This is a genomic window from Streptomyces sp. NPDC003720 (assembly GCF_042875075.1).
Lineage (GTDB): Bacteria > Actinomycetota > Actinomycetes > Streptomycetales > Streptomycetaceae > Streptomyces.
Genome location: NZ_JBIANZ010000006.1, coordinates 513,240 through 532,661, shown reverse-complemented (window position 1 = coordinate 532,661; position 19,422 = coordinate 513,240). Strand labels below are relative to the sequence as shown.

Here is a 19,422-nt window from a genome sequence, read left to right as displayed (position 1 = left end):
GCCCCCACCGGGGCGTCCGCACCACCAGAAACGAGCACCACCCCCCATGCCCGCTCACCGCATCAAGTCCCCGCGACTGCTCGTCGCCGAGTCCGGCGCCGACCGCGAGGGCCACGGCCTCAAGCGCACGATGGGCCTCTTCCAGCTCATCTGCTTCGGCGTCGGCGCGATCGTCGGCACCGGCATCTTCGTCGGCCTCTCCGACTCCGTCGCCCAGGCCGGCCCCGCCGTCGTCATCTCCTTCGTCCTCGCCGCGATCACCTGCGTCTTCACCGCGCTCTCCTTCGCCGAGCTGGGCGGCGCGATCCCGGTCTCCGGCTCCTCGTACTCCTTCGCCTACGCGGGGCTCGGCGAGTCCACCGCCTTCCTGGTCGGCTGGTGCCTGCTGCTGGAGTACGGCGTCTCCATCTCGGCCGTCGCGGTCGGCTGGAGCGAGTACGTCAACGAGCTCCTGCACAGCCTCACCGGCCTGCAACTGCCGGCCGCGCTGTCCGCGGGGCCGGGCGACGGCGGGATCGTCAACCTGCCCGCCGTGATCGTCATCGCCATGGCGTCCGTGCTGCTGGTGCGCGGGGTGCGGGAGAGCGCCCGGGCGACCGCCGCGATGGCCGCCGTGAAGCTCGTCGTCCTGCTGGCCTTCTGCGCCGTCGGCTACAGCGCCTTCAAGCACGGCAACCTGACCCCGTTCTCCCCGGCCGGCCTCGGCGGCATCGGCGCGGGCACCACCGCCGCCTTCTTCTCCTACATCGGCTTCGACGCGATCACCACGGCCGGCGAGGAGGCGAAGAACCCGCGCCGGGACATCCCCGTCGCTATCCTCGTCTGCATGGGTCTGGTCACCCTGCTCTACTGCGCGGTCGCGCTCGCCGCGATCGGCGCCATCGGCGGCAAGGAGGTCGCCGGCCGGCCCGCCGCGCTGTCGTACGTCGTCAACGAGGTCACCGGCTCCGCCGTCGGCGGCGGCGTCATCGCCTTCGGCGCGGTCGTCGCCATCGCCTCCGTCGTGCTCGCCGTGATGTACGGCCAGACCCGCATCCTGATGTCGATGTCCCGGGACGGCCTGATCCCGCGCGTCTTCGAGAAGGTCTCGCCGCGCACCTCCACCCCGGTGGCCGGCACGCTGATCGTCGCGGTCGTCTTCGCGATCCCGGCGGCCTTCGCCTCCCTGGACGCCGTGATGAACCTGTGCACCATCGGCACGCTCGCGATCATGGCCGTCGTCAACATCGCGGTGATCGCCCTGCGCCGCCGCGAGCCGGGCCTCAGGCGCAGTTTCCGGGTGCCGCTCTACCCGGTCGGACCGCTGCTCGGCGTCGGCTTCTGCCTGTACCTGATGTACGAGACCGGCTGGCGGACCTGGATCCAGTTCGCGCTGTTCCTCGCGGTGGGCGCGGCGGTCTACGCCGTCTACGGGCGCCGGCACTCGACGCTGGCCACGGGGTCCCCCGAGGTCACGCCGGACGCCGCTGACCGGGAACCACTGGCAGTCTGAACCACACCGCCTTGCCCGAAGCGGTCGGGCGGTGACCGCAGGACGAGCTGAGGGCGCGGATCAGCAGCAGCCCGCGCCCGCCCTCCTGCCAGGGGTCGGGCTCCTCGATCACCGGACGGGTGAGATGCCCGGGCGGCGCGGGGTCGGGATCGTGCACCTCGACCTGGCAGCCGCCCGGCCGCAGCTCCACCACCAGCTCGATCGGGCCGCGCCCGGCGGTGTGCTCCACCGCGTTGGCCACCAGCTCCGCCGTCAGCAGCTCGGCGGTGTCGCTGTCGGCCGCGTGCTCCACCTCCGCCAGGGCGGACCGGACCAGGGCACGGGCCACGGGCACCGCCGCGGTGGTGTGCGGCAGCGCGATGCGCCAGGAGGCCGATTCGGCGGGGCGTTCGTACAAGGCGAGTCCGTTCATGGAGCAGGCTGTCCTGCTTTCAACCGTGGAAATGGTACGGGCCCGGTTTCGAGGACCGTCGACGGGCACCGGGTGGGGCCGCGCTGCCCCGCCACCGGCGGCCTACCCGCGAGGACGCCCCGCCTCGCCCCGCCGGGCCCACTGTTACGCGGCTGTGGACGACCGGTGACGCGTGTGACGGAGGCGGTCCGCCCCGGAGGCGAGTTGTCGCGCCATCGTGACGACAGTCACAAACAGGTGATAGCTTCGTGGGGTACCGCACCGTGAGGCACCGCCCCCTCTAGGAGGCCGCACGTCATGAGTCCCTTCACCGGCTCCGCCGCCCGCACCTCCTCGTGGGAGCATCTGCGGGTCGAGCTCGACGACGGTGTCGCCACCGTCACCCTCGCCCGCCCCGACAAGCTCAACGCCCTCACCTTCGGCGCCTACGCCGACCTGCGCGACCTGCTCGCCGAGCTGTCCCGGGAGCGGTCGGTCCGCGCCCTGGTGCTGGCCGGCGAGGGGCGCGGGTTCTGCTCCGGCGGCGACGTGGACGAGATCATCGGCGCCACGCTGTCCATGGACACCGCCCAGCTCCTCGACTTCAACCGGATGACCGGGCAGGTGGTCCGGGCGATCCGGGAGTGCCCGTTCCCGGTGATCGCCGCCGTGCACGGCGTGGCGGCCGGCGCCGGCGCCGTGCTCGCCCTCGCGGCCGACTTCCGCGTCGCCGACCCCTCGGCCCGGTTCGCCTTCCTCTTCACCCGCGTCGGCCTCTCCGGCGGCGACATGGGCGCGGCCTACCTGCTGCCCCGCGTCGTCGGGCTCGGCCACGCGACCCGGCTGCTGATGCTGGGCGAACCGGTGCGCGCGGCGGAGGCCGAGCGGATCGGCCTCATCAGCGTGCCGGCGGGGGAGGGGCACACCGACGGCACGGCGCTGGAGCTGGCCCGCCGCCTGGCCGACGGGCCCGCCCTGGCGTACGCCCAGACCAAGGCGCTGCTCACGGCCGAGCTGGACATGCCGCTGGCCGCGTCGATCGAGCTGGACGCCTCGACCCAGGCGCTGCTGATGAACGGCGAGGACTACGCGGAGTTCCACGCCGCCTTCCAGGAGAAGCGGCCGCCGAAGTGGCGGGGGAGGTAGCCGCGGTGGCCGGCCGCCCGCCGCGCGTGGCGATCACCGGCGGGGGCCCCGGCGGTCTCTACGCGGCCGCGCTGCTCAAACGGCTCGATCCCGCCCGGGAGGTCACCGTCTGGGAGCGCAACGCGCCCGACGAGACCTTCGGCTTCGGCGTGGTCCTGTCCGACGAGACCCTGGGCGGCATCGAGCACGCCGACCCGGTGGTCTACGCGGCGCTGCGCCGCGACTTCGTCCGCTGGGACGACATCGACATCGTCCACCGGGGCACCCGCCACACCTCCGGCGGACACGGCTTCGCCGCGCTGGGCAGGCGCCGGCTGCTGGAGATCCTGCACGAGCGCTGCCGCTCCCTCGGCGTGGACCTCCGCTTCCGCGCCGAAGCACCGCCGGCCGCCCGGCTCGCCGAGGCGTACGACCTGGTCGTCGCCGCCGACGGGGTCCACAGCGCCACCCGGGAGGCCCTCGCCCACGCGTTCCGGCCCCGGGTGACCGCCCACCGCTGCCGCTACATCTGGCTGGCGGCCGACTTCGCCTTCGACGCCTTCCGCTTCGAGATCGCCGAGACCGAGCACGGCGTGATGCAGCTGCACGCCTACCCCTACGCGGCCGACTCCTCCACCGTGATCGTCGAGATGTGCGAGGAGGTCTGGCGCGCGGCCGGATTCGGCGAGGGCGAGCCGGCGGAGTCCGTCGAGCGCTGCGCCAAGATCTTCGCGGACGCCCTCGGCGGACGGCCGCTGCGCTCCAACAACTCGGCGTGGACGACCTTCCGCACGGTCGTCAACGGGCGCTGGTCCGACGGCAACGTCGTCCTCCTCGGCGACGCCGCCCACACCGCCCACTTCTCCATCGGCTCCGGCACCAAGCTCGCGGTGGAGGACGCCCTGGCGCTGGCCGCGTGCGTCGAGGAGCAGCCCGACGTGCCCAGTGCGCTGGCCGCCTACGAGGAGGAACGCAGGCCCGTCGTCGCCTCCACCCAGCGGGCCGCCCGGGCCAGCCTGGAGTGGTTCGAGGACCTGGACCGCTATCTCGGCCAGCCGTCCCGGCAGTTCGCCTTCAACCTGCTCACCCGCAGCCGCCGGGTCACCCACGGCAACCTCCGGCTGCGCGACGCGCACTTCACCGGGGCCGTCGAGCGCGAGTTCGGCTGTCCGCCGGGCACGCCCCCCATGTTCACCCCGTTCCGGCTGCGCGGACTGACCCTGCGCAACCGGGTCGTGGTCTCGCCGATGGACATGTACTCGGCCGACGAGGGCGTCCCCGGCGACTTCCACCTGGTCCACCTGGGCGCCCGCGCGCTCGGCGGGGCCGGCCTGGTGATGACCGAGATGGTGTGCGTGAGCGAGCGCGGCCGGATCACGCCCGGCTGCGCCGGCCTCTACACCGGCCGCCAGGCCGAGGCATGGCGGCGGATCACCGACTTCGTGCACCACCGGGCGCCGGGCGCCGCGATCGGAGTCCAGCTCGGCCACAGCGGCCGCAAGGGCTCCACCCGGCTGATGTGGGAGGGCATGGACGAACCGCTGCCCGACGGCAACTGGCCGCTGGTGGCCGCCTCACCGCTGCCCTACAGGCCGGGCGGCCAGGTCCCGCGCGAACTCAGCCGCGCCCAGCTCACCGACATCCGGGAGCAGTTCACCGCGGCCGCCGGGCGGGCCGCGCGGGCCGGCTTCGACCTGCTCGAACTGCACTGCGCCCACGGCTACCTGCTCTCCGGCTTCCTCTCCCCGCTCACCAACCACCGCACCGACGCCTACGGCGGCTCGCCGGAGAACCGGCTGAGGTTCCCGCTGGAGGTCTTCGACGCCGTGCGCGCGGTGTGGCCGGACGAACGGCCCATGATCGTGCGGATCTCCGCCACCGACTGGGCCGAGGGCGGCACCGGCGCCGAGGACGCGGTCGGGATCGCCCGGGCCTTCGCGGCGCACGGCGCCGACGCGATCGACGTCTCCACCGGGCAGGTGGTGGCCGAGGAGCGGCCGGAGTTCGGGCGCTCGTACCAGACGCCGTTCGCCGACCGCATCCGGCACGAGGCCGGCGTCCCGGTGATCGCGGTCGGCGCGATCTCCTCCTGGGACGACGTCAACTCCCTGATCCTGGCCGGGCGCACAGACCTGTGCGCGCTGGCCCGGCCCCACCTGTACGACCCGAACTGGACGCTGCACGCGGCCGCCGAGCAGGGCTACGAGGGGCCCGGCGCGACCTGGCCCGACCCCTACCGGGCGGGCAGCAGACGACCGCAGACCGGCCGCACGGACGCGCCGAAACCCCGGCTGTCGCTCGGCGGACGGTGACCGGGGCGGCGAGGAGGAGCCGCGCGGCGCCGGTCACACCCCTTCCACGTGATTAGCACGGTTCCTGAACCGCTTGTTCCGCTTCGGCTGGCTACGTTCGGCTGGTCCATGCCGGAGACGAGAGAGACCGAGACCGCGATGAACGACACCAGGCCCCTGCCCGAGCCCCCCGCACACGGCTACGGCGGCCCCCCGGCGCCGGGGCCGCGGTACGCGGAGCCGTATCACGCCCAGCCGCGGTACCCGGAGTACGCGGAGCCCGCCCACCGGCCCGCAGGGCCCGGCCGGCAGCGCCGCGGGGACGGCTCGGGCACCCGTCGCACCGCCCTCGTCATCCACACCGTCGCCGACGTCGCGGCGGCGTTCCTCGGGCTGTGGATCGTGCTCCACCTGCTGGAGGCCAACCACGCGAACGTCTTCGTGGGGTTCGTGTCGGACACGGCCGACGCGCTGGCCTGGTGGTCGCAGGACATCTTCACGACGGACACGGAGAACCTCCGGGTCCTGCTCGACTACGGCCTTCCCGCGGTCCTCTACCTCGCGGTGGGACACGGCATCGCGATGCGGCTGCGGCGCTTCTGAACCGCGGGGCTCACGCCTCGGCGGACTCCGCGCCCACGAACTGCGCCCCGGCGTCGCGCAGTCGCTCGTGCAGCCCCTGGAACACCCGCGCCGAGCGGACCCCCGGCCAGTCGGCGGGCAGCAGCCGGGCGGGCAGGCCGGGGTCGGTGTAGGGCAGGTGCCGCCAGGAGTCCAGGGCCGTCAGATAGTCCCGGTAGGCCTCCTCGGGCGGGGTCCCGGCGCGCCGCTCCCAGGCGTGCAGGACGGGCGCGTGGACGTCCAGGAAGCCCTCGTGCGCCTTGGCGATCGCCGTCAGGTCCCACCAGCGGGCGACGGCCGCCGTGGTGGCGGCGAAGCCGAGGTGCTCGCCCCGAAAGAGGTCGACGTACGGGTCGAGGGCCAGCCGGCGCAGGGTGTGCCGGGTCTCCTCGTAGAGCCGGGCCGGGGCGATCCACACCCCGGGCGCCGCCGTGCCGAAGCCCAGTCCGGCCAGCCGGGAGCGCAGGACGTGCCGCTTCTGCCGTTCGGACTCGGGCACCGAGAACACCGCCAGGACCCAGCCCTCGTCCCGCGGGGGCGCGGTCGCGTAGATGCGGCGGTCGCCGTCCTCCAGCAACTGGCGTGCCTCGGCGGAGAGTTCGTACCCGGCCGCGCCGGTGCGGGTGCGGGCGGGCAGCAGCAGTCCGCGGCGTTTGAGCCGGGACACCGAGGAACGCACGGAGGGCGCGTCCACCCCGACCGCGGCCAGGAGCCGGATCAGCTCGGCGACCGGCACCGGGCCGGGCATGAAGCGGCCGTACGCGCCGTACAGCGTGACGATGAGGGACCTGGGGGCGTGCTGCTCGGACACGTTGATCATTTTAGGTCGTCGGCGTCAGGGCCGGTCACCGGCGGTGCGCAGCCGGAACCGCTGCAGCTTCCCGGTGGCCGTGCGGGGCAGCGCGTCGAGGAAGACGAACTCGCGCGGGCACTTGTAGGGCGCCAGCTCCGACTTGAGGAAGGCGCGCAGCGGCTCGGGGTCGCGCGCCGCCCCGTCCCGCAGCACCGTGTAGGCCACCGCCACCTGGCCGCGCACCTCGTCGGCCCGGCCGACCACCGCCGTCTCGACCACGTCGGGGTGGCGCAGCAGGGCGTCCTCCACCTCCGGTCCCGCGATGTTGTACCCGGCCGAGATGATCATGTCGTCCGCGCGGGCCACGTAGCGGAAGTAGCCGTCGCTCTCGCGGACGTAGGTGTCGCCGGTGACGTTCCAGCCGCCGCGCACGTACTCCCGCTGCCGCGGATCGGCCAGGTAGCGGCAGCCGACCGGGCCGCGCACCGCCAGCAGCCCCGGCTCGCCGTCCGGCACCGGGTCGCCGTGCGCGTCCTGGACCCGCGCCTGCCAGCCCGGCACCGGCACCCCGGTGGTGCCGGGCCTGATCCGCTCGTCGGCGGCGGAGACGAAGATGTGCAGCAGCTCGGTGGCGCCGATGCCGTTGATGATGCGCAGCCCCGTGCGCTCGTGCCACGCCCGCCAGGTGGCCGCCGGCAGGTTCTCGCCGGCCGACACGCAGCGCCGCAGCGAGGAGACGTCGTGGCCGTCCATCGCCTCGAGCATCGCGCGGTACGCGGTCGGCGCGGTGAACAGCACCGAGACCCGGTGCGCGGCGACGGCCGGCAGCAACTGGCGCGGCCCCGCCTGTTCGAGCAGCAGCGCGCTGGCGCCCGCCCGCATCGGGAAGATCACCAGACCGCCGAGGCCGAACGTGAAGCCGAGCGGGGGACTGCCGGTGAACACGTCGTCGGGCCGGGGACGCAGCACGTGCGCGGAGAAGGTGTCGGCGACCGCCAGCACGTCCCGGTGGAAGTGCATGCACCCCTTCGGACGGCCCGTGGTGCCCGACGTGAAGGCGATCAGGGCGACGTCGTCGGCGGCGGTGCCGACCGCCGGGAAGGGGGTGTCCGGCGCCGGGCGGCGCAGCAGGTCGTCGGGCGCCTCACCGCCGTAGGCGAGGATGCGCAGGCCCGGTATCCCGGCCTTGGCCAGGTCGTCCACGGCCCGTATGTCGCACAGCGCGTGCCGGACCCGGGCGATCTCGCACATCGTGGCCAGCTCGTGCGGCCGCTGCTGGGCCAGCACGGTGACCGCCACCGCGCCCGCCTTCAGCACGGCGAGCCAGCACGCGGCGAGCCACGGCGTGGTCGGCCCGCGCAGCAGGACCCGGTTGCCGGGCACGACGCCCATCTCGCCGGTGAGGACGTGGGCGATCCGGTCGACCCGGGCGCGCAGCAGTCCGTACGTCCACGAGGGGCCGTCCGGGGTGTGGAAGACCGGCCGGTCCGGATCGGCGTGACCGAGCAGCTCGGCGGCGCAGTTGAGCCGTTCGGGGTAGCGCAGCTCCGCCAGGTCGAAGCGCAGCTCGGGCCACTCGTCCGGCGGCGGAAGGTGATCGCGCGTGAAGGTGTCGACGTGGGCGGAGACGTTCATGGCGGTGCGCCCCCTTGCCTGACGGCGTCGAGACGGGCGTCCTGACTGCGCTCGCAACTGGAGCGTATCGTGTTGGTGACGACAGTCAACTGTGCGCGATACCGTCGGGGGAAGACGGGAGGGTCATCGCCGGCCCGCCCCGGAGGGAGGACCGGCAGTGCCCGCATTCTCACTCGGACCCGAGCGGACCGCCTGGCGCGCCGAGCTGCGCGCCCTGGCCGCCGAACGGCTGCGCCCGATCGCCGACAAGGGGGAGCCGGGCCGGGTCGACCGGGCCCTCCTCGCCGAACTCGGCCGACTCGGTCTGATCGCCCGTCTGTTCACCTCCGGCGCCCTGGACCTGTGCCTGATGCGCGAGTCGCTGGCGCAGACCTGCACCGAGGCCGAGACCGCCCTCGCCCTCCAGGGCCTGGGCGCCCATCCGGTGCACGCCCACGGCACCGCCGCCCAGCGCGAACGCTGGCTGCCCCGAGTGGCCGAGGGCGAAGCGGTGGCCGCGTTCGCGCTGAGCGAGCCGGGGGCCGGCTCCGACGCGGCCGCCCTGGCCCTGACGGCCGAACCCGACCGCGGCTCCGGCTGGCGGCTCACCGGCGACAAGTGCTGGATCTCCAACGCCCCCGAGGCCGACTTCTACACGGTCTTCGCCCGCACCACGCCCGGCGCCGGGGCGCGCGGGGTGACCGCCTTCCTGCTCCCCGCCGACCGGCCCGGCCTCACCGGCTCCGCGCTGGAGATGCTCTCCCCGCACCCGATCGGCGCCCTGCACCTGGACGCCGTCCCCGTCACCGCGGACGACGTGCTCGGCGAGCCCGACCGCGGCTTCGCCGTCGCCATGGGCACCCTCAACCTCTTCCGGCCCAGCGTCGGCGCCTTCGCGGTCGGCATGGCCCAGGCGGCGCTCGACGCCACGCTCGAGCACACCGCCGAACGCGACGCGTTCGGCGGCAAACTGCGGGACCTCCAGACGGTCGCCCACCAGGTGGCCGAGATGGCCCTGCGCACCGAGGCGGCCCGGCTGATGGTGTACGCGGCGGCGACGGCGTACGACGAGGGCGCCGCCGACGTGCCGGGCCGGGCCGCGATGGCCAAGCTGCTGGCCACCGAGACCGCGCAGTACGTCGTCGACTCCGCCGTCCAGCTGCACGGCGCCCGCGCGCTGCGCCGCGGCCACCTGCTGGAACACCTCTACCGCGAGGTGCGCGCACCACGGATCTACGAGGGCGCCAGCGAGGTGCAACGCGGCATCATCGCCAAGGAGCTGTACGCCGCGCGGCCCGGGAACGGGGAGGTCCGGTGAGCACCGAGCGCGTCAACCCGCCCGAGCTGTCCCCGCCGACGGGCTTCTCCCACGCCGTCGTCGCGACCGGCACCCGGCTGGTGTTCCTGGCCGGGCAGACCGCCCTCGACGCCGACGGCAAGGTCACCGGCGACACGCTCGTCGAGCAGTTCGAGCGGGCGCTCGCCAACCTGCTCACCGCCCTGCGCGCGGCCGGCGGCGCCCCCGCCGACCTCGCCCGCGTCACCGTCTACACCACCGACGTCGCCGGCTACCGCGCCCACGCCCGCCGACTGGGCCGCGTCTGGCGGGAGTCGGCGGGCCGCGACTATCCGGCGATGGCGGTCGTTCAGGTCGTACGGCTGTGGGACGAGCGGGCGCTGGTCGAGCTGGACGGGTTCGCGGTGCTGCCGGGGGACGCGCCACCGAAGGGGTGACGGTCACGGCGGGCCCCCGGACCGGCGGGTACGAGTGGAACCCCCACACCCCGTGACCGGGAGGTACCCCCCATGCCCGTACGCCCCGCCCTCACCGCCGGCCTGGGCGCCGCGGCGCTGCTGTGCGCCCTCGCCGCACCGGCCGCCGCGGCCGACCCGACCGAGAGCCTCACCGTCGACGCCACCGGCCGGATCGCCGCCGACGGCACCGTCACCCTGTCCGGCACCTACCGCTGCACCGGCAGCAGCGGGCCGGTGTTCGTCAGCTCCTCCGTCACCCAGTCCGACCCCGGCGTCAAGTACGCCGTCGGCGGCACCAGCGCCGTCTGCGACGGGGCCGAGCACCACTGGTCGAACTCCGGCAGGGCCGGCACGGACGCGGCCGACGCCGGTACGGGGGTCGTCACGACCGGGACTGCTTCGGCCGAGGCGGCGAAGACGGCGGACGGGGCGCGGAACACGTCCGCCGAGTCGGAGAAGACGGCGGGCAAGGCAGGGAAGGGCCAGGCCAAGTCCGCGAAGGCGTCGCACAAGGCCGGCAAGGACACCGCGAAGTCCGGCAAGGCCGACGGGAAGGCCGGGAAGGCGGCGCCGAAGGCCGGCAAGGGGGCGTCCAGGACCGGGAAGGCCTCGCAGAAGGCCGGTGCCGGGCCGCTCAAGGCCGGCGCCGCCCACGTCGAGGCGACCCTGCTGGAGCTGCGGCCCTCGGGACTCGCGCCGATGCCCTACTTCCACGCCGTCCGGCAGCAGGACGTCGAGCTCGTCCAGGACTGAGCGCGCCCGGCGGCCCGGGGTGCACCGGGCCGCCGGGGGACCTGACGCCGCCTGCTCAGGCCCGCTGCCAGCTGTGCGGGGCGTGGTAGGCGTGCGGGCGCCAGGACGTGGTGCCCGGGGAGCCGGGCTCGGAGCCGGCCCCGGCCAGGGCGCTGCGGCTGAGCAGCAGCACCGCGAGGGCGGCCAGTTCCTCGTCGGTGGCCTGGCCCTTCTCGACGCGGATGGGGGGAGTGGGGGAAGCGCTCATGGGGACCTCCGTCACTGGGGCGGGTTGCCGTGCTTGCGGGCGGGACGCTCGGCGTGCTTGGTGCGCAGCATCGCCAGGGCGCCGATCAGGACGCGGCGGGTGTCGGCGGGGTCGATCACGTCGTCCACCAGGCCCCGCTCGGCCGCGTAATAGGGGTGCATCAGCTCGGCCTTGTACTCCTTGACCAGCTCCGCCCGCATGGCCTCCGGGTCGTCGGCCTCGGCGATCTGCCGGCGGAAGATGACGCCCGCCGCGCCCTCGGCGCCCATCACCGCGATCTCGTTGGTGGGCCAGGCGTAGGTGAGGTCGGCGCCGATCGACTGGGAGTCCATGACGATGTAGGCGCCGCCGTAGGCCTTGCGCAGGATCAGGGAGATGCGCGGCACGGTGGCGTCGCAGTAGGCGTACAGCAGCTTGGCGCCGTGCCGGATGATGCCGCCGTGCTCCTGCCCGACACCCGGGAGGAAGCCGGGCACGTCCAGCAGGGTGACGATCGGGATGCTGAACGCGTCGCACATCTGCACGAAGCGGGCGGCCTTCTCGGACGCCTCGATGTCCAGCACGCCCGCCAGGGTCTGCGGCTGGTTGGCGACGATCCCGACGACCTGGCCGTCCAGCCGGGCCAGCGCGCAGATGATGTTCCGCGCCCAGCGCTGGTGGACCTCGAGGTACTCGCCGTCGTCGACGACCTCCTCGATGACCCTGGTCATGTCGTACGGGCGGTTGCCGTCGGCGGGCACCAGGTCGGCGAGGCCGTCGCAGCGCCGGTCCGCCGGGTCGTCGCAGGGCGCCGCGGGCGGGGTCTCGCGGTTGTTGCGCGGCAGGAGGGAGAGCAGGTAGCGCACCTCCTCCAGGCAGGTCTCCTCGTCGTCGTAGGCGAAGTGGCAGACGCCGGAGGTCTCGGCGTGCACGTCGGCGCCGCCGAGGCCGTTCTGGGTGATCTCCTCGCCGGTGACCGCCTTGACGACGTCCGGGCCGGTGATGAACATCTGCGAGGTCTCGCGGACCATGAAGACGAAGTCCGTCAGCGCCGGGCTGTAGGCCGCGCCGCCCGCGCACGGGCCCAGCATCACGGAGATCTGCGGGATGACGCCGCTGGCCTTGGTGTTGCGGCGGAAGATGCCGCCGTAGCCGGCGAGCGCGGTGACGCCCTCCTGGATGCGGGCGCCCGCGCCGTCGTTGAGGGAGACCAGCGGCGCGCCGGCCGCGATGGCCATGTCCATGATCTTGTGGATCTTCGTGGCGTGGGCCTCGCCCAGGGCGCCGCCGAAGATCCGGAAGTCATGGGCGTAGACGAAGACCGTGCGCCCCTCCACCGTGCCCCAGCCGGTGACGACGCCGTCGGTGTACGGCTTCTTCGCCTCCAGCCCGAACCCGGTGGCCCGGTGCCGGCGCAGCGGCTCGACCTCGTGGAAGGAGCCGTCGTCGAGCAGCAGGCCGATGCGTTCGCGCACGGTGAGCTTGCCCTTGGCCTTCTGGGCGGCGGTCGCCTTCTCGCTGGGACCGGCGAGCACGCGCTCGCGTATGCCGGCCAGTTCCTCGACCTGGGACCTCATGTCTTCCCCTCCAGGGGTAGGGGCGCGGTGATTCCGTGGTTCCACTCGTACGCCGAGCGTGGCAATGCGGGCTGACCGGGGACTGACGGACCGCTTACGCGGCTACCCGGCACGGGCGCCTCAGGCGGGCTGGAGGCGGGCGTCACCGGTCAGGGCCGGGTCGTGGGAGAGGATCGCGTGCTCCACCCGGCGCAGGGCGGGGGAGGGCTGGATGCCGAGCTCGTCGTCGAGGTGACGGCGCATCCGGTGGAAGACGTCGAGCGCGTCCGCCTGCCGGCCGGAACCGTACAGGGCGATCATGAGCTGCTCGCAGAACCGTTCCCGCAGCGGGTGGCCGGTGTGCGCCTCGGTCAGCTCGGCGAGCACGGCGGCATGGCGGCCGAGCCGCAGTTCGGCGTCGAAGCGCAGTTCCATGGCGCGCATCCGGTACTCCTCGTAGCGGGCGCCCGCGAGCTGGCACAGCGTTCCGCCGGCGAACCCGCCGAAGACCGGGCCGCGCCACATCCCGAGCGCGTCGGCGAGCAGCCGCGCGGTGCGCGCCGCGTCGGCCGCGGTGGCCGCCTCGGCCAGCCGTACCGCCCGGATGAACTCGGCCGCGTCCAGCTCGCCCTCGCCGACGCTCAGCCGGTAGCCGGAGGGGTGCATCGTCAGCCGGGAGGACGGCCGGTCCGGCTCCAGTTCGCGGAGCCTGCGGCGCAGCCGGCTGACATGGGCCTGGAGGGCGTTGGCCTGGTTGTCGGGGACGGCGTCCCCCCACATCTCCTCGGCCAGGCCCTCCCCGGACACCGGCTGGCCCTCGCTGACCAGCAGCGTCTGCACCAGTGTGCGCTGCAGATCGCCGGAGATGTCCGCCGGGCCGGCGGCGGTGAGTATCTGCAGTGCGCCGAGAATGGAGAACCTCAGCATGTCTTCCCCCCTTTGGTGAAAATTCCTGGCGAAGGTTGCTTCTTTCTGGGGTGGTACTGCGGTGAAAAGAGACCCAATACGCCGCGCCCCGGCGGGCGTCTGTTTCCTGGACGTCCCGCCGGGGCGGTTGCTCCGCCGGGACGGGGGGCGGCCGGCGGTTCAGGGGTATCCGGCGCCGTGCCGCCATTGGCGCGGCACCGGAGGGGGACAAAGGTGATTCGCATGCCGGATCAGCATTTCGTCTTCCCCCGTGCGGAATTCGGAACTGTGGCGGAGAGGGCAGGATTCGAACCTGCGTGGACCGTTGCCGGCCCGGCCTCGAGACGCGCTCCAGGTCCCCGATCAGCCACTCCGGGCACCTCTCCGTGTTTCCGGCCCGGTTTCCCGTGCCGTTCACGGGAACAACATTGTCACCCGGCGCTGACGGAAAGCTGACACGTGTCTGACGCAGGCAATGAATTCCTTTCTGCTCTTTTCCCGGACGTCCTTCCGGTGCTGTACTCCCTTCGATGGAAAACGCTCCCGAAAGGGGTAAGGGAATGACCGCCACCACCACCGAAACCGTCACGGACAACCCTGTTCTGGACGCAGTGCGCACCCATACGGCGAGCGAGAACGCGAGTGCGTTCCTCGCCCTCAACAGCGGAAACAGTACGTTCACCGTCCCGGGCGCGGACGGTGTGATCGTGTACCGCCGCACCGGCCGCTGGGCCGTCCAGCTCGGCGGTCCCTTCGCCGCCGAGGAGGACTACGGCACCCTGCTCGACGCCTTCCGCGCCCACGTCCGCGACGAGGGGCTGCGGCTCGTCGGCATCCAGCTCCAGCGCGCCGACGCCGAGCGGTACGCCCGGCTCGGCTTCACCGTCAACCAAGTCGGCGCCTCCTGGGCGGTGAGCCTCGGCGAGTTCACGCTGCGCGGCACCAAGTTCATGCAGCTGCGCAACAAGATCTCCCGCGCGCTCCGCAACGGCCTGCGGATCGAGGAGGTCGACGCGGGCGACGTGGCCGACGCCATCGCCACCATCGACCGGGCCTGGCTCGGCTCCAAGGGCGGCGCCCAGCAACTGGAGTTCCTCGTCGGCCAGATCGGCGGCGAGGCCCAGGAGCACCGCAGGCTGTTCGTCGGCACCATCGACGGCGCCCCGGTCGCGTACATCTCGTACTCGCCGGTCCACGGCAGCCGGGCCGGCTGGATGCACGACCTCAGCCGCCGCATCCCCGAGGGCTCCCCGGGCCTGATGGAGGCCATCAACGCGCACGCCATCGAGGTGTTCCGGGCCGAGGGCGTCGAGTGGCTGCACTTCGGGTTCACGCCGTTCACCGGCCTGGACGCGAGCCACGAACTCGACGGCCACAGCCCGGCGTTCCAGTGGCTGATGCACGCCCTGTGGGCCGAGGGCGCCGCCCTGTACCCGGCGCAGACCCAGCTCTCGTACAAGCAGAAGTGGGCTCCCGACCTGCTGATCCCGGAGTACGTCGCCTTCGACGGGCCGCAGGCCTCGCTGCCCGGCTTCGCGCACGTCTTCCGCGCCTGCAACGCCTTCTGACCCGACACCGCCGACCACGAGAGGACACCGACATGAGCCGGTCCACCGAAGAACTCCAGCACGCCACGGTCGAGCAGCTGATGGCCGTCATCGGCGCACCCGACGACGAGTCGGTCGCCGAGGCGGCCGACGCCGCCGTCCGCGCCCTCGACGAGCGGCTGCGCGCCGAGGCGGCCGCCTGAGCCGCTGCCGGGCGCGCCGGCGGACGCCGGCGCACACCCGGTCAGACCGGTATCAGTGCCACATCAGCGCTCCACGGAACGCTGGACACACGTTCGCCCGGCGGTCCGGACCGGGAGTACCGCACTGTGCTCCCGTCGCCGGGCCCGCCGGGCGAAGCGGGGCCCTGCCGCCACCCTCCGGGCGTTCGCCGGGAGTTCGACGGCAGGGCCCATCCCGCGACGGTGACCCACGCGGGAGCCTTGTCGACTCGCGGCGCCCGCAGGTCCGCGGGGCAGCGGCGCCGCCGCCCGATCCGGGCACTTCTCCCAAGGAGAGCAACGCATGCAGCGTCCGCACATACAAGAAGCCGCGGCCCTGGCCGCCGGTGGAGGCGCCGGCGCCGGGCAGCGCACCGGTGCCTCGGCGACCTTCGCCGAGCTGCTCAAACGGGTCAAGGCCGAGGGCCTGCTGGACCTCGACCCCCGGTACTACGTGGGCAAGCTGGCCCTGAACACCACCCTGCTGCTGATCGGGTTCGCCGCGTTCTTCGAACTGGGCGACTCCTGGTGGCAACTCCTCACGGCCGTGTGGATGGGCCTGTGCGGCGGCCAGTCGGCCTTCATGTGGCACGATGCCGGCCACAAGGCGATGTTCCGCAGCAAGAAGGCCGCCTCCGCGGTCGGTTACGTCCACGCCAACCTGGTCAACGGAGTCAGCTACGGCTGGTGGGTCAACCACCACAACCGGCACCACAGCAACCCCAACCACCTGGACATGGACCCGGACATCGGCCGGCGCACCGCCATCTTCGACATCAAGCAGTACCCGACCCGCAAGGGCACCCAGAAGCTCGTGGTGCGCTACCAGAGCGTGCTGTTCTTCGTGCTGCTCGTGCTCGAGGGCTTCAAGATGCTGCGCACGGCCGTGCTGTCGATCGTCCAGGGCAAGACGAAGCGGCCCGTGCTGGAGACCTTCCTGATCGTGCTGCGCACCGCCGTCTACCTCGGCCTCGTCTTCACCGTCCTGTCCCCGGTGCTCGCGGTCGCCTTCGTCGTGGTCCAGCACGCCGCGCTGGGCGTCTACTTCGGGATGATCTTCGCCCCGAACCACAAGGGCATGCAGGTGCGCGACGGCGAGGCGGAGACCCTGGACTGGCTGGAGCGCCAGGTCCTCACCTCCCGCAACATCCGCCCCAGTCTGCTCATCGACTTCCTCTACGGCGGTCTCAACTACCAGGTCGAGCACCACCTGTTCCCGGCGATGCCGCAGAAGAACCTGGGCCGCGCCCGGGAGCTGACCATGGAGTACTGCGCGGAGCGCGGAGTGCCGTACCACGAGGTCGGGTTCTGGGCCTCGTACCGCGAGGTCGCCTCCTTCCTGCACGAGGTCAGCGCGCCGGTGCGGCGCGGTGACGTGGAGGAGCAGATCCGGCGCCGGGCCGTGGAAGCGGCCTGATCCCGTCCGGCGACCCCACCCGCCCCACATCCCCCACGCCCCCCACACCGTCCCGCACCATCCCTTCCCCCACGCCCCGGCCCCCGGGCCGCACGCCCGGGCCCGTCGGCGGCCCGGGCGGTTCCCTTCCCGGGAGCGACGCACCACCGGTCCCCAGGAGTTTCTTAAGGAGCCAGCCCCATGTCCCAGACCACCGCGGCGGCGGGTGATGTCACCGCTCCCGCACCGATCGGTGTCCGCCTGGACCGCATGCCGATCACTCCCCTGCACCGCAGACTCACCGCGGTCATCGGCGTCGGCCTGTTCTTCGACACCTTCGAGAACAACCTCTCCGGCACCATCGCCAAGGTGCTGCAGAGCGACTTCGCCTTCGGCGCCACCTCGCTCAAACTCGTCCTGGCCTCCGTGTTCGTCGGCCAGTTCATCGGATCCCTGACGCTCGGCCGGATCGCGGACCGGTTCGGCCGGCGTCGGGCCTTCCTGATCAACCTCGCCATCTACTCGGTCTTCTCGCTGCTCGGCGCGTTCTCCCCGAACGCCACCTGGCTGATCGTCACCCGCTTCCTGGCCGGTGTCGGCATCGGCGCCGAACAGGCGCTGTCCGACTGCTACCTGGCCGACGTGCTGCCCGCGAGGAAGCGCGGCCGGTTCATCGCCTGGGCCTACACCCTCGCCTTCTGCGGAGTGCCGGCGGTGGGCTTCGCCGCGCTGTGGCTGGTGCCGCTCACCCCGCTGGGCGTGGCCGGCTGGCGCTGGCTGTTCGTGCTCGGCGCGCTCGGCTCCGCCGTCGTGTGGGTCCTGCGCCGGCAGCTCATCGAGTCCCCGCGCTGGCTGGCCTCGGCCGGCCGGACCGCGGAGGCGGAGCGGCTGGTGGACCGGATGGAGGCGGAGGCCGCGGGCCGCGGACTCGTCCTCGAGACACCGGCGGCGGCCGAGCCGGAGCCGGCCGCCGGGCAGTCCCGGATGCGGGACGTCCTGCGCCCCGGCATGCGCCGCCGGACCCTCGTGCTGTGGCTGTTCTGCGTGCTGTCGGTCGTCGGCTACTACGGCTTCGGCACGCTCGCCCCGCAGATCGTCGCCGCCAAGGGCTACGGCATCGTCGCCGGACTCGGCTTCACCGCGCTGTCCTTCCTCGGCTACCCGGTGGGCTCCGCGCTCGTCCTGCCCGTCGTGGACCGCCTGGAGCGCCGCACCCTGGTCGCCCTCTCGGCGGGCGCCATGGTGGTGGCCGGACTCGGCTTCGCCTACGCCGGCTCGGCCGCGGCGATCGTGGTCTGCGGCTTCGCCTACACCCTGTTCAGCAACGTCTTCTCCAGCGTCAGCCACGTGTACCTGTCCGAGCAGTACCCCACCGAGATCCGCGCCACCGCCTCCGGCGCCGCCTACTCGCTGTCCAAACTCAGCGCCGCCGCCCTGCCGTTCGTGCTGCTGCCGGTGCTGGAGGGGCACGGCGCGGGCGCCCTCTTCAGTGTCATCGCCGCCGCCATGGCCGTCCTCGCCGTCACCGTGCTGACCCTGGGCGAGCGCACCACCGGCGTCCCCGTCAAGTGAACGTGTCCGTCAATCCGAGGAGCTGAGCATGGCCTACGTCATCGGACTGCCCTGCGTCGACGTCAAGGACCGCTCCTGCGTCGACGAGTGCCCCGTGGACTGCATCTACGAGGGCCGCCGCGCCCTGTACATCCATCCCGAGGAATGCGTGGACTGCGGCGCCTGCGAACCGGTCTGCCCGGTCGACGCCATCTACTTCCAGGACGACATGCCCGAGGAGTGGGGCGACGACCACGCGGCGTCCAACGCCGCCTTCTTCGCCGGTCTCGGCTCGCCCGGCGGCGGCGGAGCCGTCGGCCCGCAGGACCACGACTCCCCGCTGGTCGGCGCGCTGCCGAAGGGGGTGCCGGCGGTATGAGCGGCATCCTCGCGGGCAAGCGGATCCTGGTCACCGGCGTCGTCACCGACGCCTCCATCGCCTTCCACGTGGCCCGGATCGCGCAGGAGGAGGGCGCCGAGGTCCTGCTGACCGGTTTCGGCAGGCTCTCCCTGATCGAGCGGTTCGCGAGCAGGCTCCCCAAGCCCGCACCCGTCATCGAGCTGGACGTCACCGACCAGGGACACCTGGACAGCCTCGCCGAGCGGATCGGCGAGCACACCGACTCCCTCGACGGCGTGGTGCACTCCATCGCCTACGGCCCCCAGGGCGCCTTCTCCTTCCTCGACGGCACCTGGGAGGACGTGTCGACGGCCGTGCACGTCTCGGCGTACTCCCTGAAGTCGCTGACCACGGCCTGCCTGCCGCTGCTGGAGCGCGGGGGCGGCTCGGTCGTCGGCCTCACCTTCGACGCGGCCGTCGCCTGGCCGCACTACGACTGGATGGGCGTCGCCAAGGCGGCCCTGGAATCCACCAGCCGCTACCTCGCCCGGGACCTCGGCGACCGCGGCGTCCGCTGCAACCTCGTCGCCGCCGGGCCGCTGCGTTCCATGGCCGCCAAGTCCATCCCGGGCTTCGCGGAACTGGCCGACGTGTGGACCACCCGGCGCGCCCCGGCGGGCTGGGACCTCACCGACCCGGAGCCGGCCGCACGCGGCGTCGTCGCGCTGCTGTCGGACTTCTTCCCGCGGACCACGGGCGAGATCGTGCACGTGGACGGCGGGGTGCACATGACGGGCGCCTGAACCGCCGAAAGGGGCGGGAGCCGAGGACCGGTCCTCGGCTC

The 19,422-nt window shown here is 73.1% G+C and carries 17 protein-coding genes, 1 tRNA gene and 3 pseudogenes; 14 read left to right on the top strand and 7 right to left on the bottom strand.

What is annotated here, in order from left to right; genetic code table 11:
• Positions 1–46: 46 nt before the first annotated feature.
• A complete protein-coding gene (locus tag ACFYU0_RS19720; protein WP_389302744.1) occupies positions 47–1,492 on the top strand; it encodes an amino acid permease in 1,446 nt (481 codons plus the stop codon).
• Here the strand turns inward: ACFYU0_RS19720 and ACFYU0_RS19715 are convergent.
• Positions 1,452–1,904 carry an ATP-binding protein gene (locus ACFYU0_RS19715; protein ID WP_351666646.1) on the bottom strand — a complete coding sequence of 151 codons (453 nt, stop codon included), beginning with the start codon at positions 1,902–1,904 and terminating at the stop codon, positions 1,452–1,454. The two genes, ACFYU0_RS19720 and ACFYU0_RS19715, sit on opposite strands and share 41 nt — an antisense overlap.
• A gap of 297 nt (positions 1,905–2,201) precedes the next feature.
• Here ACFYU0_RS19715 and ACFYU0_RS19710 point away from each other — a divergent pair, with 297 nt between their 5' ends.
• The 3 genes and pseudogenes from ACFYU0_RS19710 to ACFYU0_RS19700 all read left to right on the top strand — a co-directional run.
• Positions 2,202–3,029 (top strand): enoyl-CoA hydratase family protein, encoded by an 828-nt coding sequence (locus ACFYU0_RS19710; protein WP_351666648.1) that lies wholly within the window; start codon positions 2,202–2,204, stop codon positions 3,027–3,029.
• Positions 3,014–5,320, top strand: a complete 2,307-nt coding sequence (locus ACFYU0_RS19705) for a bifunctional salicylyl-CoA 5-hydroxylase/oxidoreductase (RefSeq protein ID WP_389302741.1) — start codon at positions 3,014–3,016, stop codon at positions 5,318–5,320. Before ACFYU0_RS19710 ends, ACFYU0_RS19705 begins: the two co-directional genes overlap by 16 nt.
• 294 nt (positions 5,321–5,614) lie before the next feature.
• Positions 5,615–5,902 (top strand): annotated as a pseudogene (locus ACFYU0_RS19700) (hypothetical protein); the annotation flags it as partial.
• A gap of 10 nt (positions 5,903–5,912) precedes the next feature.
• Here the strand turns inward: ACFYU0_RS19700 and ACFYU0_RS19695 are convergent.
• Positions 5,913–6,740, bottom strand: coding sequence for a PaaX family transcriptional regulator C-terminal domain-containing protein (locus tag ACFYU0_RS19695; protein ID WP_389302739.1), 828 nt, complete (start codon positions 6,738–6,740; stop codon positions 5,913–5,915).
• A gap of 15 nt (positions 6,741–6,755) precedes the next feature.
• Positions 6,756–8,348, bottom strand: coding sequence for an AMP-binding protein (locus ACFYU0_RS19690; protein WP_351666654.1), 1,593 nt, complete (start codon positions 8,346–8,348; stop codon positions 6,756–6,758).
• 157 nt (positions 8,349–8,505) lie between these two features.
• Between ACFYU0_RS19690 and ACFYU0_RS19685 the strand changes: the two genes are divergently transcribed.
• The 4 genes and pseudogenes from ACFYU0_RS19685 to ACFYU0_RS19670 all read left to right on the top strand — a co-directional run.
• Positions 8,506–9,645 carry an acyl-CoA dehydrogenase family protein gene (locus ACFYU0_RS19685; protein ID WP_351666656.1) on the top strand — a complete coding sequence of 380 codons (1,140 nt, stop codon included), beginning with the start codon at positions 8,506–8,508 and terminating at the stop codon, positions 9,643–9,645.
• Complete coding sequence (locus ACFYU0_RS19680) at positions 9,642–10,061, top strand: RidA family protein (protein WP_389302736.1); 420 nt, start codon at positions 9,642–9,644, stop codon at positions 10,059–10,061. Before ACFYU0_RS19685 ends, ACFYU0_RS19680 begins: the two co-directional genes overlap by 4 nt.
• A gap of 72 nt (positions 10,062–10,133) precedes the next feature.
• A pseudogene (locus ACFYU0_RS19675) lies at positions 10,134–10,466 on the top strand (DUF6299 family protein); the annotation flags it as partial.
• A gap of 210 nt (positions 10,467–10,676) precedes the next feature.
• A pseudogene (locus tag ACFYU0_RS19670) lies at positions 10,677–10,835 on the top strand (DUF6299 family protein); the annotation flags it as partial.
• A gap of 55 nt (positions 10,836–10,890) precedes the next feature.
• Here the strand turns inward: ACFYU0_RS19670 and ACFYU0_RS19665 are convergent.
• The 4 genes from ACFYU0_RS19665 to ACFYU0_RS19650 all read right to left on the bottom strand — a co-directional run bounded on the left by ACFYU0_RS19665 (position 10,891) and on the right by ACFYU0_RS19650 (position 13,909).
• Positions 10,891–11,082, bottom strand: a complete 192-nt coding sequence (locus ACFYU0_RS19665) for an acyl-CoA carboxylase epsilon subunit (protein WP_351666660.1) — start codon at positions 11,080–11,082, stop codon at positions 10,891–10,893.
• Between the two features lie 11 nt (positions 11,083–11,093).
• Positions 11,094–12,638, bottom strand: coding sequence for an acyl-CoA carboxylase subunit beta (locus ACFYU0_RS19660; RefSeq protein ID WP_351666662.1), 1,545 nt, complete (start codon positions 12,636–12,638; stop codon positions 11,094–11,096).
• Between the two features lie 120 nt (positions 12,639–12,758).
• Entirely contained in the window at positions 12,759–13,544 is a 786-nt protein-coding gene (locus ACFYU0_RS19655; protein ID WP_351666664.1) for a BTAD domain-containing putative transcriptional regulator, read from the bottom strand.
• 268 nt (positions 13,545–13,812) lie between these two features.
• Positions 13,813–13,909: transfer RNA gene (locus tag ACFYU0_RS19650), tRNA-OTHER, on the bottom strand.
• A gap of 174 nt (positions 13,910–14,083) precedes the next feature.
• Between ACFYU0_RS19650 and ACFYU0_RS19645 the strand changes: the two genes are divergently transcribed.
• The 6 genes from ACFYU0_RS19645 (at position 14,084) to fabI (ending at position 19,381) form a co-directional block, all read left to right on the top strand.
• Positions 14,084–15,091 carry a DUF2156 domain-containing protein gene (locus tag ACFYU0_RS19645; RefSeq protein WP_351666666.1) on the top strand — a complete coding sequence of 336 codons (1,008 nt, stop codon included), beginning with the start codon at positions 14,084–14,086 and terminating at the stop codon, positions 15,089–15,091.
• A 32-nt stretch (positions 15,092–15,123) separates the two neighbouring features.
• Entirely contained in the window at positions 15,124–15,273 is a 150-nt protein-coding gene (locus tag ACFYU0_RS19640) for a hypothetical protein (protein ID WP_174266240.1), read from the top strand.
• 322 nt (positions 15,274–15,595) lie between these two features.
• A complete protein-coding gene (locus tag ACFYU0_RS19635) occupies positions 15,596–16,708 on the top strand; it encodes an acyl-CoA desaturase (RefSeq protein ID WP_351666668.1) in 1,113 nt (370 codons plus the stop codon).
• A gap of 180 nt (positions 16,709–16,888) precedes the next feature.
• The gene (locus tag ACFYU0_RS19630) at positions 16,889–18,259 is read left to right on the top strand and encodes an MFS transporter (protein ID WP_351666670.1); all 1,371 of its coding nucleotides are present in this window, start codon (positions 16,889–16,891) and stop codon (positions 18,257–18,259) included.
• A 28-nt stretch (positions 18,260–18,287) separates the two neighbouring features.
• The gene (gene fdxA / locus ACFYU0_RS19625; protein ID WP_351666672.1) at positions 18,288–18,617 is read left to right on the top strand and encodes a ferredoxin; all 330 of its coding nucleotides are present in this window, start codon (positions 18,288–18,290) and stop codon (positions 18,615–18,617) included.
• Positions 18,614–19,381, top strand: a complete 768-nt coding sequence (gene fabI, locus ACFYU0_RS19620; protein WP_389302728.1) for an enoyl-ACP reductase FabI — start codon at positions 18,614–18,616, stop codon at positions 19,379–19,381. The genes fdxA and fabI overlap by 4 nt, the downstream gene beginning before the upstream one ends.
• Positions 19,382–19,422: the final 41 nt, after the last annotated feature.